This is a genomic window from Ruminococcus sp. HUN007, from assembly GCF_000712055.1.
GTDB lineage: Bacteria > Bacillota > Clostridia > Oscillospirales > Ruminococcaceae > HUN007.
The window spans coordinates 268822-284582 of sequence record NZ_JOOA01000001.1; the positions used below are offsets into that span (position 1 = coordinate 268822).

The 15761-nt window shown below is 40.1% G+C and carries 16 protein-coding genes and 2 pseudogenes; 1 reads left to right on the forward strand and 17 read right to left on the reverse strand.

The genetic code is table 11. The features are described 5' to 3' along the window. Nucleotides 1–182 precede the first annotated feature (182 nt). From CC97_RS01175 to CC97_RS01200, 6 genes and pseudogenes are all read right to left on the reverse strand, one after another. Nucleotides 183–1271, reverse strand: coding sequence for a hypothetical protein (locus CC97_RS01175; RefSeq protein ID WP_044973340.1), 1089 nt, complete (start codon nucleotides 1269–1271; stop codon nucleotides 183–185). A gap of 240 nt (nucleotides 1272–1511) precedes the next feature. Beyond that, on the reverse strand, nucleotides 1512–2117 hold the full coding sequence (locus CC97_RS01180) for a hypothetical protein (RefSeq protein ID WP_044973342.1): 606 nt from the start codon (nucleotides 2115–2117) through the stop codon (nucleotides 1512–1514). Further along, nucleotides 2114–2311: a hypothetical protein gene (locus CC97_RS01185; protein WP_044973344.1), complete on the reverse strand. Its 198-nt coding sequence runs from the start codon at nucleotides 2309–2311 to the stop codon at nucleotides 2114–2116. The genes CC97_RS01180 and CC97_RS01185 overlap by 4 nt, the downstream gene beginning before the upstream one ends. A 191-nt stretch (nucleotides 2312–2502) precedes the next feature. Further along, a pseudogene (locus tag CC97_RS01190) lies at nucleotides 2503–2898 on the reverse strand (DUF4869 domain-containing protein); the annotation flags it as partial. A gap of 94 nt (nucleotides 2899–2992) precedes the next feature. Continuing rightward, nucleotides 2993–3823 carry a type IV toxin-antitoxin system AbiEi family antitoxin domain-containing protein gene (locus tag CC97_RS01195; protein ID WP_242848089.1) on the reverse strand — a complete coding sequence of 277 codons (831 nt, stop codon included), beginning with the start codon at nucleotides 3821–3823 and terminating at the stop codon, nucleotides 2993–2995. Beyond that, nucleotides 3783–4304, reverse strand: coding sequence for a hypothetical protein (locus CC97_RS01200; RefSeq protein WP_044973350.1), 522 nt, complete (start codon nucleotides 4302–4304; stop codon nucleotides 3783–3785). The genes CC97_RS01195 and CC97_RS01200 overlap by 41 nt, the downstream gene beginning before the upstream one ends. A gap of 188 nt (nucleotides 4305–4492) precedes the next feature. Between CC97_RS01200 and CC97_RS01205 the strand changes: the two genes are divergently transcribed. After that, nucleotides 4493–5668 carry a malic enzyme-like NAD(P)-binding protein gene (locus tag CC97_RS01205; protein ID WP_044973351.1) on the forward strand — a complete coding sequence of 392 codons (1176 nt, stop codon included), beginning with the start codon at nucleotides 4493–4495 and terminating at the stop codon, nucleotides 5666–5668. 161 nt (nucleotides 5669–5829) lie between these two features. Here CC97_RS01205 and CC97_RS01210 read toward each other — a convergent pair whose 3' ends face one another. The 11 genes and pseudogenes from CC97_RS01210 to CC97_RS01255 form a co-directional block, all read right to left on the reverse strand. Further along, entirely contained in the window at nucleotides 5830–6708 is an 879-nt protein-coding gene (locus tag CC97_RS01210; RefSeq protein WP_044973354.1) for a hypothetical protein, read from the reverse strand. 18 nt (nucleotides 6709–6726) lie between these two features. Beyond that, the gene (locus CC97_RS01215) at nucleotides 6727–8670 is read right to left on the reverse strand and encodes a CotH kinase family protein (RefSeq protein ID WP_044973355.1); all 1944 of its coding nucleotides are present in this window, start codon (nucleotides 8668–8670) and stop codon (nucleotides 6727–6729) included. Nucleotides 8671–9102: 432 nt separating this feature from the next. Continuing rightward, entirely contained in the window at nucleotides 9103–10620 is a 1518-nt protein-coding gene (locus CC97_RS18400; RefSeq protein WP_197021799.1) for a sensor domain-containing diguanylate cyclase, read from the reverse strand. Nucleotides 10621–10686: 66 nt separating this feature from the next. Further along, nucleotides 10687–11499, reverse strand: coding sequence for an amino acid ABC transporter substrate-binding protein (locus tag CC97_RS01225; RefSeq protein ID WP_049962599.1), 813 nt, complete (start codon nucleotides 11497–11499; stop codon nucleotides 10687–10689). A 192-nt stretch (nucleotides 11500–11691) separates the two neighbouring features. Next, entirely contained in the window at nucleotides 11692–13023 is a 1332-nt protein-coding gene (locus CC97_RS19400; protein WP_081849927.1) for a suppressor of fused domain protein, read from the reverse strand. 60 nt (nucleotides 13024–13083) lie between these two features. Then, nucleotides 13084–13473: a C-GCAxxG-C-C family protein gene (locus CC97_RS01235; protein ID WP_044973357.1), complete on the reverse strand. Its 390-nt coding sequence runs from the start codon at nucleotides 13471–13473 to the stop codon at nucleotides 13084–13086. 50 nt (nucleotides 13474–13523) lie between these two features. After that, nucleotides 13524–13979 carry a GNAT family N-acetyltransferase gene (locus CC97_RS01240; RefSeq protein WP_049962600.1) on the reverse strand — a complete coding sequence of 152 codons (456 nt, stop codon included), beginning with the start codon at nucleotides 13977–13979 and terminating at the stop codon, nucleotides 13524–13526. A gap of 91 nt (nucleotides 13980–14070) precedes the next feature. Beyond that, nucleotides 14071–14448: a cytidine deaminase gene (locus CC97_RS20745; protein WP_242848115.1), complete on the reverse strand. Its 378-nt coding sequence runs from the start codon at nucleotides 14446–14448 to the stop codon at nucleotides 14071–14073. A 108-nt stretch (nucleotides 14449–14556) separates the two neighbouring features. Further along, nucleotides 14557–14985 (reverse strand): annotated as a pseudogene (locus CC97_RS20750) (GNAT family N-acetyltransferase); the annotation flags it as partial. Nucleotides 14986–15006: 21 nt separating this feature from the next. Beyond that, on the reverse strand, nucleotides 15007–15237 hold the full coding sequence (locus tag CC97_RS01250; RefSeq protein ID WP_044973359.1) for a hypothetical protein: 231 nt from the start codon (nucleotides 15235–15237) through the stop codon (nucleotides 15007–15009). A 53-nt stretch (nucleotides 15238–15290) separates the two neighbouring features. Further along, nucleotides 15291–15761 carry a GNAT family N-acetyltransferase gene (locus CC97_RS01255; protein WP_044973361.1) on the reverse strand — a complete coding sequence of 157 codons (471 nt, stop codon included), beginning with the start codon at nucleotides 15759–15761 and terminating at the stop codon, nucleotides 15291–15293.

Below are 15761 nucleotides of genomic sequence, written 5' to 3' on the forward strand. Positions count from 1 at the left end.
GTTGTCGGGTGGATTTGTTTCTGTAACTATTATATCACGATGGGAAAAAAATAAGGTCACCTGGCAGGCGACCTTTTAGTGTGTGTTATTTTTTACAGGCTGCAGAGCAGACTGTTTATAGGTAGCAGTTTTCTGCTCGCAAGAGCGGGAAACTACCTTTTATGCTGTGGTTTTGATCTGTTTTATTTGATTTTCAAAGACTTTGCAAGAAAATCATAAGTCCTGATTATATAATCATTTATAAGTCCGTAATTCGGGGTGATATAATCAAAAACTGCTGAAGTTTCCGCTTCTGCTGCTTCTGTACTTTGTATGATAAAATCTCTGTCCGGAAGTTCACGTTTGAGGATATCACAGCATACGTTATTGGATAAAATACTATCGGTAAAAAGATTACCGCGGACATCATCTATTCTCGGAACACCTGTTGATATCAGGCCGAGATTGTAGTCAAAATACGGCGCAAGACCGGTTATTTTTCCTGTTTCAGAATCACGGAGAACACCGGCGTTCTGATTATGCCTGTCATCGTTGTGAAGAAGTGCATCGTAAAACACCATCATGACATACGGCTTTACCAGCTCCTTATCGAGACGTGGAATGATATATTCCGGCTCATCGTGATCGTGAAAATAATTGCAGAACGGTTCGAAATCAGCATCTGCATTTCCAGTAAAGTCCTTCGTTACGATATATGATGATCTGATTCCTGTTTCTTCAGAGATTTTGTTATACATCTCATATTCGGCTACATTTGCATTCATATGTTTAAGGAACTGATAGGAATAATACTCGCTTAAAAGTTCCTGCGTACTTCCCTGCTTGAACATATACCAGCTGCCATCGATAAAACGCCATGCTTTTTCATAGCTGCCGACTGTACCGAATTCAAGATAGCCTTTTCTGTTACCGGAATCTGATTCCGAAGAACCGTAAAATGCTATATCTGCTATTTCTTCGTTATATTCCTTAAGAGAACGGTAATCAAGGTTTTCGTCAGTTTTTCGTATCCACCAGTTATCTGTTATTGAAATGCCGTGTCCGATATCAATAACTTCGCTCAGATCATCCGGATTCCTCAGGCGAAGGGCTTTGAAAAGCTTTCTCGAATGAGAACGGTGAACGTCTATGCAGCGGTTATCAAGCCATATATGTAACGGCATCCCCGGAGCAAAACAGGCAGGACAGAGTTCCGGAATGATTATTTCTGATATACCATTTTCATCAGCAAAGGCTATTGCCTTGTCTCTGTGCATTATAGTATAGTTCATCGTTTCCCTCCTGTTCTGTTTGATCGGTACGTTAATATTACTTATAATTTTACCATCGTACTGATGTTTCGTCAATGTAAAAATATCCAAAACTCAAAATCGGCAGTAAAACTGATTTACTGCCGATTTCGTGTTAAGAATCTGAATGTTTTGAGTTTTCGTTTATTACAGGCTGCGGAGCAGACTGTTTATCAATAGCAGTTTTCTGCTCGCAGAGCGGGAAACTACCTTTTCTATTCCTTATATAAATTTCATATACTGCAAATATCTTTTTCCATCATTCAAGCTTATTCTTTCTCCGAATAATTTAAAGCCTTCAAATTCATAAAAATCTATTAATCGTGCATCAGCTTCACAATCAAGATAAACAATTCCTCCACCAACACGATGCTGTATCTCGATCAATTCATTATACGCTAGTCTCATTAACTCCGCTCCAGAAAGAAGTGTACCATCTTCTACAGAATAATTTTTTCCTATTTGAGCAATTAAAAAACCTGATACAGTAAAAGAATTTGTTTCATCATTCAAAACAGAATATCTACTCATTCTTTTGATCATAGTTTTACTTAATCCGTCAGCTGGAATAGAAATTGCTTTGTGAGCAATTGTAAAATATCCAAGTATATCTCCATACTCTTCATTGCCTACAAGATATGTTACAGACTTCTTTTCTTTGGCGAACTGAACAGCATTTTCTTTAAGAAATCGTTCAATGTCAGGATTAAGATTTTTTCTGTTTCCTTCACTACTTTTTACACAAGAAAAAGTTTCTGTTATTATTTTAAGAGAATCCTCACCGATTTCAGAAATTAAATCAAGAATGTTCCATGAAGTCAATATCATTTATCAATGCCCCTCTTTTCAAGGCATTTCTGCATAAAATTTCTTATTCTCTCAGGATCAGTTACTAAAGTAGATCGTTCAGCTTCTGTTCTGGTATTATAATTGTCGGCTGATGACTCCATGGCTTCAACAAACGCTTCGATAGCTTTAGGATTATTCACACGAATATCTTCAATAATACTTGAAGTTGCCATTATTCATTCCTCCTGTTCCATTAATTTTGAAAATAACGACCTTTATTCACTTATATTATAACTTATTTTTCCATATAAATCAAGTGCTAATTTTAAGCAAAATCTACATATATCTTTGTTATTTAATCTTTATATTAAGATATCTTTTATGAGAAACTACCTTTTCCTCGGTACGCCTTCGGCGTGCTATTTTAAAGAAATAATCCAGCGTTCATGACATACTCTTTGGCATTATGAACTACCATATCATTATTCACTATCTTTATCTCATACGGTTTATCGCCGAAATCCATAATATGTCTTAAATTGATCAGCAAATCTTTATCTGATCTTTTAGCAATTTCCAGTACCCATCTTGCACAATTATCTCCGCATGCTGATACATTAAAAATTCTTGTACTATCATGCTGTAAAAGTATAAGCGTTTTCAAGCCTCTCGATATCATTGTTACAGGAATAATACCCATTGCTTTTGTATCAACTGCATTTGGACTGATGACAATACCTTTATCTACACTTTTGATCATCCTTTTAGAGAAATCATCTGTGATCCATGAGTCAAGATAGGTATTATTAAAATACAATCCAGGCTCATAAAGAAAGGCACAATATCATGAACAAGTCTATATAGATCCGCTGTCTTGTCTTCATACCCGCCGTTATTATCGTTATTCGTGGTAATCATAAAAGGACCTCCATATAACGCTGTACCTTCGGCTTAACCCTTAAAATCTCTGCGTACTGCATCAATTTATGAATGTTTTTCTCTTTTGAAGCAGCGTATTTTTTCATAGCTGCATTCACGATTTGAATATCACTTCCGCTTCCACGAAGAATATCACAAAGGGTTCTTTCAAGATCATAAACATTTATTGAATGACCGCAGTATGACTGCATTTCTATAATTCCAAACGAATAGTTTTCCGGAATAACTCTCTTTACAATTATGCTTTCCTGTTTTAAAGACGGCGCGTTATAACCTTTTGGAAATGTCATGGTGTACTTTGCCGGAGTACGATCAGAATATCCGAGAAGATAAAGTGCTGTATCATGAGAAAATATACCTCGTCCGTATTTTTTCTGCAGTAAGTAAAAATCATCTTCCCATGCATCTTTGCTCAGATACAGTCCCCGTGCATAACGATACAGTTCACCTATGTCTACCATTTCTTTTAATGCACTTCGATGTATTCCTGATTCAGTTACCTGTTTCGTAGTAACGATTCCATCAGTTGTTTTTGTCATCAGATCTTTTATCTTTTCATTTTCAGACATTACGGTCACCTCACTTTCTACTTCTACACATTTAATTATAACAAAGTAATGTGTGTTTGTCAATAAAAAATAATACAACCACACATTGTTTTCGCAAATATTATTGTGTGGTTGTATTTTATTACAGGCTGCGGAAGCAGACTGTTTATAGATAGCAGTTTTCTGCTCGCAAGAGCGGGAAACTACCTTTGATGCGTTACTCCTTCCAATTATCGATATACAACTGGTAAAGATCAATCGTTTCTTCCTTATTCCTGTAATGAATAGTCAGCGTATCGCCTTCACTGACGTCAAATCCTATCTCAAATGAATTGGAATCGTCGTCAAAAGGAAGCCTTAACTTTGGATAAATATACAGATGTTCATGCATTCCGTTTCTTCCGCTATAGTCCTCTATAATGGTGTTGAAACGGCAGCTGTTTGATTCGGTTGTGAAATCAAGTCGCAAACTTTTTACAGTACTTTTTTTCTCATAGGTCTCAGATTCATCTTCGTTACTTTGATAACTTGTCCTTACTTCTTCATGAGCATCTATTGTATAATGGGCTTTTTCAGATTTTATCGGTATTATCCCCCAGAAAACAAACATAAATACTCCGAACCAGAATGCTAATGCGGCTAAAGCGACGCCAATTATTTTGAATCTGTTTTGTTTATTAACTTTTTTAAGCGGACGAATGTCCTTATCCGGAACAGTTATATTTATATCTTTCGTCAATGTAAAATTATCCCGACTGGATTTTTATTGACTTTTCCCATCTAAAGTGGTATAATGTTATCGTTTTGTGTGTACAGAAAACTTACCCATATTACATGAAAAAGAAGATGGTTTATGCTTGATACCGGCGTATAATAAGCATAACACTCTACTATATTTATCAATAATCTCCGAAAGGAATCATAATCATGAATTACGCAGAAGAATCACTGAAAAAACATTATGAATGGGAAGGCAAGATCGAAGTTATCTGCCGTGCTCCTCTTGAAACAAGAGACGATCTTTCACTGGCTTACACTCCTGGTGTTGCTGAGCCTTGTCTTGAAATACAGAAGGATGTAAACAAGAGCTATGAACTCACAAGACGTTCTAACCTCGTTGCTGTTGTTACAGACGGTACTGCTGTTCTCGGTCTCGGCGATATCGGTCCTGAAGCTGGTATGCCTGTTATGGAAGGCAAATGTGCTCTGTTCAAGGCATTTGGCGACGTTGACGCAATTCCGCTTTGTGTACGTTCAAAGGAAGTAAGCGACATTGTAAACACAGTAAAACTCCTCGCCGGATCATTCGGCGGTGTAAATCTCGAAGATATTTCCGCTCCGAGATGTTTTGAAATCGAAAAGCAGCTCAAGGCATGCTGTGATATCCCGATATTCCACGATGACCAGCACGGTACAGCCGTTGTTACTCTCGCTGCTATGCTCAACGCTCTCAAAGTCGTAGGCAAGAAAATCGACGAGATCAGAGTTGTAACAAGCGGTGCAGGTGCTGCTGGTATCGCTATTATCAAGCTCCTTATTTCAATGGGTCTTAAGGACGTTGTCCTCTGCGACAGACACGGTGCTATCTACAAGGGCAGACCTGAAGGTATGAATCCTGTAAAGGACGAAATGGCTGAGATCACAAACCAGCAGATGAGAAAGGGCAGCCTTGAAGATGTTATCAAGGGCGCTGACGTATTCATCGGTGTATCTGCTCCGGGATGTGTAACTCCTGAAATGGTAAAGTCAATGGCTAAGGATCCTATCATCTTCCCTATGGCTAACCCAACTCCGGAAATCATGCCTGATGAAGCTAAGGCTGCAGGTGCTGCTGTTGTTGGTACAGGAAGAAGTGACTTCCCGAACCAGATCAACAATGTTCTCGCATTCCCTGGTATCTTCAGAGGTGCTCTTGATGTTCGCGCAAGTGATATCAACGATGCAATGAAGATCGCAGCTGCAAAGGCTATCGCTTCATTCGTAACTGACGACAAGCTCAGCGCTGATTACATCATCCCAAGTGCACTCGACAAGACTGTTGCTCAGGCAGTAGCAAAGGCTGTTGCTCAGGCAGCAAGAGATACAGGCGTTGCACGTTTATAATAATCATCACACCACTATATTAAAATAAAGGTCACCTGCTGGCGGGTGACCTTTTTGTATTATGTATATTAGCAATATGCTTTACAGCACCGCCTATTGCATCGAGAAGTGCTGTACATCCTCTTCGTAATACTGCTCTTCCGTCATCGGCTCGATCTTGCTTACCGGTACTCTGTCGTATTTAATGAATCAAAATCGAAATGAACTGAACTCCAGTCGAAGTTCTCGAAGGAATCTGTCTTTCTGTAGTATGCAGAAGTCATTGTACCGTCGGCATCCGGTGACTGGATGAGAATGCGTCCGTCGTCAGTCATCTGAAGTACCATCTGTTTATGAGGGTAATTATTTACTGCGGCACTACCGGCATTTTTCTCTGTATCCGGATTCTGTTCACCCTTAGGAGGTCCTACAGGAATGGTTACGGAAGCGTTCAGAACCCCGTTCTCGAAAGTATAGGTCATCTGAAGTTCTGTCTCTGTTGCCTCAGATGTTTTCTGCTGACCTTCAGCAGCTTCCCCGCCCTGTGAATTCCCGGCAGGAGGACCACCCTGTGCTTTTCCGGCAGGAGAACCGCCCTGCTGTTCATTGCTCTCAACAACAGGAGTTATATTTATAAACTTACCTGAGCCATCTCCGCCGATTTCCAGATGGCCTGTTGCAGACAACGGAATACCGCAAACTGAATCATATGCAGTATCGTCCTTAGCCATAACATCAGCTACCCATAAGCCTTTGAAATCGGACTCACTTACATTAGCATCCGGTTTACACACAGGCATATCTACATAATTCAGATACTTTGACTCGTCATACTTCGCATCAAGATCAAGTTTAATCTCCGGAGGACCACCGTTCTGACCTACTTCTGAAACTTTCTCCGTAACAGCATTCGCAGCTGTTGTATCCGGTACGATTTCGGTAACTCCTGCTTCGCATGAGTCAACTTCTTTTGTGACATCTATATTTCTGGAATTCTGACAGCCTGCTGCACAGATGGTTATCATAAATGCTGCAAGAGCAATGCATATTCTTTTCTTCATAATGCTCATCCCCTCCCCTTATTCTGCCTTCACAGGTTCACTTGTTTCTGCTTCACTGACTGCTGCGGTTTCCTCCGGGGCTTTCTGATTCTCTGAAATCTTTTCGCCGCCATTTGAAGCGGCCGGAGGTCCGCCCTGAACTGTAAACAAACCTGCAGTGCCGTACTTCTGATGCATAGTTTTTACCGCTTCACTGCGGCATGAAGAAACCTGTACCATTATCGGAACCTTGTCAAACATAGTAAGTGGATTTTTGAAATAATCAAGGATAAGCTTTGAAAAATGTTCGATGCTTCTGTCCGGATCTTTACCGAGAAAAGCATTTACAACAGGATTTATTACCGATGCCGGAGGGCAGCCGATGATATTTGTTGCTGATGCCATTTTATAAAGTTCCAGTCCTTCCGGCTCAATCAGAGTTTCAGGCTTTTCCTTCTGTCCTTCCCAGGTAGACGGGATCTCACCGGATGCCTGACCTCTTACAGACTCAAAACGATATTTCATGTAAAGATCCATATGCTTCATAGCAGCTGAGAACTGCTCGTCTGTATAGAACGTAAGACTTTTCTGAACATAAGGTTCGAGCATATCCTTAGTACGAGCTGTCAGTTCCGTATATCGTTTCTCAAGCCCGGTCATTTCCGTGCATATCTCATGATACTGCTCTTTACATTCCTCATTGCTTATCCATTTATGAAGCATCGGCAGCTGTTCAGTACCGCCTACACGATTCGGATTATCGATTGGCATATTGATAAGATCCTTTTCGGCTGACATAACATTGTCAAGGCCTGTAGTCGTTGTATCAAGGTCCAGATTTCCGAATACATCTCTTATTACAACTCTCGCATCCATTCCGCCGAAGGATTCGTTGTAATCCCAAGGAATATATGAAAGCACGCCGTTGTTCTCGCATATATAGAAATTCCATGCACGTGCTTTGCTTACAATACTGTCATAGTTGTTCATAAAGCTGTGAACTGCCCAGTAACGCATAAGCTGATCTGTATCAAGTACGGAAAGTGCCTCTTCCGGTGTACCGTTATTCAGCTTGTTAAGACTGTCTATCATGACAGCCTTATCCTCATCGGTGCATTTCAGTTCATCAGAGTCCCAGATGTTCTGATAAGAATCCGCGTTTTCATCAATCCAGCGACAGCATGCTGCGTCTTTCAGCTCTTCCGGATGCATCTTTGCGGATATTTCACACCATGGTTCCACACGATCCGTCTTGTCAAGATTCGCATAAGCATTTCCTGAGAAAACCTGAAGCGCCGCCTGCAAATCCGACTGTGTAGCAGCCGCCTCAGATTCCGGCTGATAAAGATCAACCTCTGCATCGCCGTAGTTTCTTACCGCAAAACTCTTGTCAACATCCTCTACCGCAAGGAACAGAGCGAAATCCTCACCGTTTCTCTGCACAACGGTGTAGCTTGAGAGCGGCGAATGCACTCCCATATCGTTCATCATATGATAAGCGATGAAGTCTTTCATGCAGGTAGTATCTGCCGCAAGATTGTTAAGCGACAGCTTGTTCAGTCCGTGATAAGTTGTGTTTTCATCGTTTTTGTCAAACTTAATACGAAGACCGACGCGTTCATTGGTTTTGTCTTTCCTGCCTCTTGCAAAACTGAAAGAAGCGTGGCCCTTTGCCTTTACAGCTACATTTTTGAAAACCTCGCCGTCGATCTCGACATCACAGTTTGCATACTCTCTGTTGTCCGAAGTTGCGTCCGCAATTTTCTGCCATTCATCATCAGTGATGATGAGATTGACCGTATGCACTTTGGTATCATCAAACAGTGATGCATTAGCATAATCCCCTGAAATGGCTGATTTCTTTATTTCAGCCGCGGCAATCATAGGATTCTGTCTGTTTAACACCTCGGTTCCATACAGCGCCGTATTCATACCGGCGCAGATAGTCAATGCTGCTGCAAACGCAATAATTTTCTTTCTCATTTTTCTCTGCCTTTCTGAGTTTTTTATGTGTATAATTTATAGTGAATGTTAAAGCAAGTTTAACATTTACTTGTCTTTGTTTATGCTGTGATCTTTAATCAAATCCAGAAAATATCCACAGAACTAAACCAGTGATCTGTTTTTTCGTGCATTGCACTGAAAAAAGACGATTAATATTATTTTACCATCGTCGTGATTACCAGTCAAGGGAATAGTCAAATTACAGATTATATCTTTTCATGTAATATTCTTTTATCGAGTAATATGAAAATAAGGTCTTATCCATATTTTTACGGATAAGACCTTTTTATCGTCTGTAACAATCGGTGTGTTTTTCTTCGAAAAACATATTGAATTTTTCCAGTCGGAGACAGGAAAAAGTATGATTCATTTTTCGCAGAAAAATGCTCCTTTTCGACGAAGCGTATGTTATTATTGGTTCACTTCATCTTTACGATAAAATCCATACTTCTTTCTGAACTTCTGCTTGGAAATGTACATCTCATTATCTGCTCGCTTAAGAATATCGTCAAGGGTTTTATCTCCATCGGTATAATCAGATATGCCGACTGAAACTGAATATCTCTCCCACGGATCTTTATCTGTCTGATTATATGATACATCAAGATCGGATTCAAGAGTTTCAACCAGTGCAGCACGATTATCATAATCAGTATTTCTCAGAACGGCTACAAATTCATCGCCTCCAATTCTGAAAACCGGAGAATGCGTGAATGTATCACTGATCATCTTACAGCAGCCGCAGATATAGTCATCTCCCTTATCATGACCACAGGTGTCATTAATAAATTTCAGATTATTGATATCCATCATCAAAACTGCTATTGATTTGTTTCCGTTTTTAATATCATTTCTGATCTCATCAGCCATCTCGTCAAGCGCTGCATGACTGCCTACACCGGTAAGCGCATCACGGAAAGCAACTTTGCTGATCTCACCGATTCTGTTTTCCTTTTCAATTATATCACTTTCGAGCTGACGCATATGTTTCGTTTCCATATTGGAATAGAAAGCTATCAGGAACAGCATGCAAATTACCAATAACATTGCTATCATCACAAGAAAAAGATTTTTTCTCATATGACCAAAAACTGATGTCGCATTATATATGGAAATACTCTCCCAGTCTTCAGCCGTAGTTGCTCTGTACACAATATATTCTTCATCTTTATATTTTAATGAAAATGAATCAGCATCTGTCTTTCTGAGCTTTTCGACAAGTTCCTTGCCCAAAGTTCCTGTTTCTGCAAAATAATTTTCGCCTATCTGTGTACGGTCAGAATGAGCGATAACGTTGTATCTCCTGTCTATTATTAACTCAATATCCGATTCACTGTACGACGCTACATCTTCAGTTATTTTCTGAAGATAATCAAGTGAAAGATCCATGGCGATTACGCTTTTTGCATCACAGAGAGTCTTGGAAAGAGAGATCATAACATTACCGGTATTGGCATCGATGTAAGGATCAACGACTGCAACACGTCCTATATTGGCACGTGCATCAATATACCACGGACGTTCTTCAGGAATAAAATCCGGACCCGGAGTCCAGCCGGTAGTTGTAATGTAGTCTTCCCTGATTTTTCCATACAGTCCTTTTGTATTTCCGGATGTAATATTTACGACTGCGGCTGACTGATTGAAAATATAATTGCTTATTTCCTCCTGTGAGAGTCCTTCACGGATCATATTATCAATTGAATAGCACGCAAGGCGAATCGCATCGGTACCGCTTGAAAGATACTTGTCGATCTGTCGAGCCTGTCTGACCGTGTTCAGTTCACCGGTTTTTATAATTCTCTGACGCGTTTCATTGCGAAGTGCAGAATAAAACAAAGTGATCATGCTGACAAAAAGAATTGTAATAAAGAGCATGGTCAAAGCGTATCGCCTTCTGCTGACGCTGGAATTCAGTTTATAATTCATATGATCATCCCTTATCATAAACCAAACAAAAATCTTGTTTGCTGTAATTATCTTACTATTGTTATATCACAGCCGAACCATTTTTTTTGATATCTCTGCAAGTGTTCCGTCTGACTTCATTTCATAGAGTATCTCCTGAACTTTGTTCCTGAGTGAATAATCATCATTTCTGAACGCAACAGCGATTTCTTCTTCACCGAGGCTGTCCGGAAGAACATAATACTGCTCATTGTCTGATAAAAGAAAATAGTACGCCATAATAGAATCAAAAAACGCTGCATCAATACCGTTATTCTTAAGTTCATTAGTCATTTCAAGATTGTCATCAAAAAATCTTATATTGATATCCGAAGCCAGATACGATTCTTCCAGCGCTTCTTTAGCCGATGAACCGGACTGTACCCCGACAGTTTTTCCTTTTAAGTCACTCATATTCTTTATGGTGCTTTGTTCCGTAACAACGAAAATAAGGGTATTTTTCAAATACGGATCAGAAAGATTCATTTCCGCTGCTCGTTCCGGTGTAACGGAAAATCCGTTCCATATGCAGTCAATCGCTCCGGTGTAAAGATATTCTTCCTTATAATCCCAGTCAATAGGCTGCTTTACAAGTTCAACGCCAAGCCGGTCACATACTTCTTGAGCAAGATCAATATCAAACCCGACTATTTCACCTGATTCATTGACAAATCCCATAGGAGGAAATTCGGTATCAAGACCAATAATAAGCTCATTAGATTCCAGAACCAGGTCGAGCGATCTGTCATCCTGTGTATCTTTCTTATTTTCAGTATTTCTGTATACAAATACACCTGCAAATACCAAAACCGCGGCAGTACAAAATCCTGCCGCGAGTTTAAACGCTCTCCGTCCGCTCATAAAATCCCCTCTTTCACGAACTGTGCATGATTCCCCTGAACTATATCATAATATATTCGGAAAAGTCTAATTCAAGACTTTTATCGTTTACTATAATTATAATCAAAAATCATATAGTTTGTCAATATCATTTCGGCTTTTTTCACATATATTTAAATTTACTGACACTAAGATTCTTAAACTCTCTGCGCTTTATTGAGTTTCAATCCCAAGTTTCTCGCACAGCTTTTCTATTCCGGTAAAATATCCGGACCCGATTGTTTTCATTTTTATGCGATCATTGTGGCGATAGAATTCTACAACTTCAACCGTCTTTTCCGAACTCAGTTCAAGTTTAAATTCTCCTGACCCTCCGAATCCGAACAAATCTATAACCGCCGCAGGATTTTTGATCTTGCTGAAATTCATCTTTTCATCATCCCCGTATACCGAGAAACATACAAGGACATGATAAATATCTAGCGACAACAGCGCCGGTTTAAATGACACGGTATGACCGCTATTCTCAGAAAGATCTTCGACCGCTCCGTCCGGTGACAGTTTGCTGCCGAAAAATACAAGATCCTCATCACGTTCGGCTTTCCCGTTTTCACGCAGCATAAATGCATATACATCCGGATCTGCTCCAGCTTCGGCACTGTCATATTTAAGGCTTATTCTCACCTCATCACAGTCGGTGATATCTGTCCGCTCACCTTTCAGGTAATGCTTAGCGCCTTCCGGCTTTATTCTCTGAACAGTATCCAACCTTAATGAAGAATGATCATCTTTACTCTTATCCTGTTCAGTTGAAGACACTGTTTTCTGTTCAGGTTTTTCTTCAGGAGATGTTTCAGATTTTGTTACCGGAGTACTCACAGAAGAAGATACTGATGTTATATCAGGAACCGTTCTTTCAGCCGGAATGTTCAGCAATACGGATTTTCTTTTATAATCGGTAATATCGCTTCCGAGTTTTGAATAGATTTTTTTCACTGAATCACGAGTCGAAAGAGAAAGCAGTTCATCTTCCGTCATGCCGACCATTTCAATAAATGCAACTTTTCCGTTTGGTGTATCGATTGTATTAACGGAAGGATCTGAAATACAGATAAATCCTCTGATATCTGACTCTCCCTTTGAATCTATGCCGACCGTCTGACCGGTGCGGATAAATTCATTCGGTCCGAAAACTACACCTTTCTGAAATGTAATACGTGCTAAAGTCTGAAGAATCTGACAGACACATCTTATTTCCTTGTTAAGATCATCGTAGTTATCCTTCTTAAGCTTGAATGTCATTTCATAGCCGTATCCGCTTAATTCATGATTATCGGATACTTTTTCATACAGTTCCGAAAGGCCAAACGTTACGAAGTGCCAGTAGTCTTTTCCTTCATAAATGCTTATTCCGTCAAGCGGATCATTTCCGCCGAAACGCCATTTTATCATAGCCGCAAAATGCAGCGGATCATTCTGACCGGGATAAATTCTGAGAAATTCCCGCTCGATAAGATCCCATCCTGTGGATGCTATGTTGTTCATATTTTTCCTATCCCCTTTATCCTTTCTTCTCGTTTCTCCTTTTATGCGTCGCTGAGCGCGTTATTTCAATCCAAGTATCTCGCCATATACAAGTACAGCGTTTCTGACACATTCCTCACATGAACAAAGCGGTTTTCCGTAAGTGATCGTCTTCAGATCCCTGCACTTTATTGCTCCGCATCTTTCTCTGAAAGTTTCCTGTATCATACGTGCCGGCTTTATCGTTCCTTTACCTTTTGTTTTCATACCTGCTATCATAACTGCACCTACAAGTGCTCCGCATGTAGCTTCGAGATTTCCCATACCGGCACCGAAGCCAGCTGCGATCTGTCTTAACTGTTCTTCTGCAAGATTCGTCTGATCAGCAAGTGCTATTGAAACTGCCTGTGCGCAGGTGTATCCTGTTGCTTTAAGTTCAACTGCTTTTTCTGCTCTTTCTTTTAAATCCATTTGTAATAACCTCATTTCATAATTTATGTGTTTTTTCTTCGAAAAACAAATTATAATTCAAGTTTCATGAATACATCTGCGTACTGATTATCATTATATCTTTCCGTATTCACAAAACCGGCCTTTTCATATAATCTCTGCGCGGCTTTATACTTTGAAATGGAATCCAGAACAATTGATCTGTACCCAAGTTCCCCGGCTTTTGAAATCACTGTTTCAAGCATTCTTTTTCCAAGGCCTTTCCCTCTTAAATCTTTGTGAAGATAAAAGGCTTTCAGTTCCACAGTGTCGTTATTTATCTCTTTTAAGCCAACCGTTCCAAGTACTTTATTGTCGTTATTCTCTTCATTAACAACACAGTAAAACACTTCAAATGACTTCTCAATATCATTATAGAAACTGTGTCTTCCAGCCGGTTCGAATGTTTTATCCAGTTCTTCGAAACAGATATCAGTGAATTCAAATACACTTTGTTTGTATATTTCTCTGTACGGAACGATTATCATTTGCTCGTGCCTCCATAAATCCCGCGGTGATTTTCCAGTCTCCGACTGGAAAATTTCAATTCATTTTTCTTCGAAAAATGCTCCTTTATTATCACTTTATCCACCACTCAGGTGTCAGTTCACCAAGCGTGATCACTTTCTCCTGCTTATAATCCATCATTATTTCGATATCCTTATATCTTCCCGGCATAAGCTGAACCATCAGTTCACGGCATGCTCCACATGGAGCACCGCTTGTGCCGTCAGGCAGAACAGCAATCACCTTTATGATCTCCTGTTCACCATTGGTTATCATATTGAAAATAGCATTTCGTTCTGCACATATTCCGAGAGTGGAACATGTATCGATACATACACCAGTATATATTTTTCCAGATGACGACATAACAGCTGCAGATACTTCCCCGCATGTTACGTAATCTGAAATGCGTCGTTCATTACGTACCGAAACTGCAGCGTTATACATCATATCCCACTGCCACTGATCCTTTGTGATGCTGCTTGCGTGGCCGGTCCTCTTTTCATTGAGAAGCGGCACATCAAGATTTTCTGATGTAAACTGATAACGGAAGCCGCACTTTTCCTGCGCGCGTTTTGATTTGATATTTCCGTCGTAGTATCCGCACCAGACCTTTGTCATACCAAGGTCTTCGAAAGCACGACGAAGCAGTTCCATTCCTGCCTCCGGTACAATTCCACGACCCCAGAAAGGCTTACCGAGCCAGTAGCCAAGCTCGCATTCATCATCACGGTCGGTCATGTCGCTGTGGCCGTTCAGTTTCAGTTCGATAGCACCTATAGCTTTGTTATCTTCCTTAAGGCAGATGGCATATGCTTCTTTACCGTTTAAAACTTCTCTTATAACGTAACGGCTTTCATCGACATCCTTATGTGCTGGCCACCCGGCTATCGGACCGACATCCAGATCTTTTGCATATTCGTACATATCATCTGCATCGCTGTCCTCCCAGCGGCGCAGTATAAGTCGTTCTGTTTCAATTATCATTTGTTCTACCTCCGTATATCTCTATGCGTTTTTCTCAGATATTTCAGTACATCCTTTATGACCGCAGTGAGGACATTTGATCTCATACTCATTCTCATAATGCTGAGAAAAAAGGATTGTTCTCCAGTTTACAGTGAATTCTTTTGAACACTCTTTGCATCTGAAATTATGCTTTGCTATCTGTTTAACATATAATGCACATAAAATAAAAGCCGCAGCAATAACAACTGCCGTTACAATGATCCATCCCATAATTGTCTCCTCCCGAAATGATTTACCAGTCACTGACTTGAAAATGCACCTTTTTAGAATTTATATCTCATATCCGTATAACGGTGTTCCTTATCCTCGAATCCAACCTTCTTATAGATAGGATATCCTTCCTTCGTTGCACTCAGATCAATTCTTCCCAGGCCACGGTTTCTGCCGTATTCCACAAGGTTTCTGATCAGCTGAGTGCATATACCTTTTCCGCGGTATTCCGGTTCAGTAAAGACACTCAGCACTTCACCATACAAGCCGTTAAGAAGGATCGAATTTGCAGGCATCTCAATGATATGAAGATATGCTACGGCTACCATTCTTCCATCATCTTTCGCCGTAAATGCAACAAGTTCATCTCCGAGTTTTCTGTTAAAATAATCCGGAAGCTGTTTTCTCATACATTCACTTTCATGTTCACTGACACTTCCGAAATCATCAATCATATACGCGATCCTTAAACGGATCAGTTCATCAATATCATCTTTTGAAGCTTGACAATAAACTATGCTCAT

Bases quoted from the DNA above. Each gene is read 5' to 3' on its own strand.
- CC97_RS01175 (WP_044973340.1), bottom strand. From the start codon at position 1,271: ATGAACTATACTATAATGCACAGAGACAAGGCAATAGCCTTTGCTGAT.
- CC97_RS01180 (WP_044973342.1), bottom strand. From the start codon at position 2,117: ATGATATTGACTTCATGGAACATTCTTGATTTAATTTCTGAAATCGGT.
- CC97_RS01185 (WP_044973344.1), bottom strand. From the start codon at position 2,311: ATGGCAACTTCAAGTATTATTGAAGATATTCGTGTGAATAATCCTAAA.
- CC97_RS01205 (WP_044973351.1), top strand. From the start codon at position 4,493: ATGAATTACGCAGAAGAATCACTGAAAAAACATTATGAATGGGAAGGC.
- CC97_RS01210 (WP_044973354.1), bottom strand. From the start codon at position 6,708: ATGAAGAAAAGAATATGCATTGCTCTTGCAGCATTTATGATAACCATC.
- CC97_RS01215 (WP_044973355.1), bottom strand. From the start codon at position 8,670: ATGAGAAAGAAAATTATTGCGTTTGCAGCAGCATTGACTATCTGCGCC.
- CC97_RS18400 (WP_197021799.1), bottom strand. From the start codon at position 10,620: ATGAATTATAAACTGAATTCCAGCGTCAGCAGAAGGCGATACGCTTTG.
- CC97_RS01225 (WP_049962599.1), bottom strand. From the start codon at position 11,499: ATGAGCGGACGGAGAGCGTTTAAACTCGCGGCAGGATTTTGTACTGCC.
- CC97_RS19400 (WP_081849927.1), bottom strand. From the start codon at position 13,023: ATGAACAACATAGCATCCACAGGATGGGATCTTATCGAGCGGGAATTT.
- CC97_RS01235 (WP_044973357.1), bottom strand. From the start codon at position 13,473: ATGGATTTAAAAGAAAGAGCAGAAAAAGCAGTTGAACTTAAAGCAACA.
- CC97_RS01240 (WP_049962600.1), bottom strand. From the start codon at position 13,979: ATGATAATCGTTCCGTACAGAGAAATATACAAACAAAGTGTATTTGAA.
- CC97_RS20745 (WP_242848115.1), bottom strand. From the start codon at position 14,448: ATGATGTATAACGCTGCAGTTTCGGTACGTAATGAACGACGCATTTCA.
- CC97_RS01250 (WP_044973359.1), bottom strand. From the start codon at position 15,237: ATGGGATGGATCATTGTAACGGCAGTTGTTATTGCTGCGGCTTTTATT.
- CC97_RS01255 (WP_044973361.1), bottom strand. From the start codon at position 15,761: ATGAGCATAGTTTATTGTCAAGCTTCAAAAGATGATATTGATGAACTG.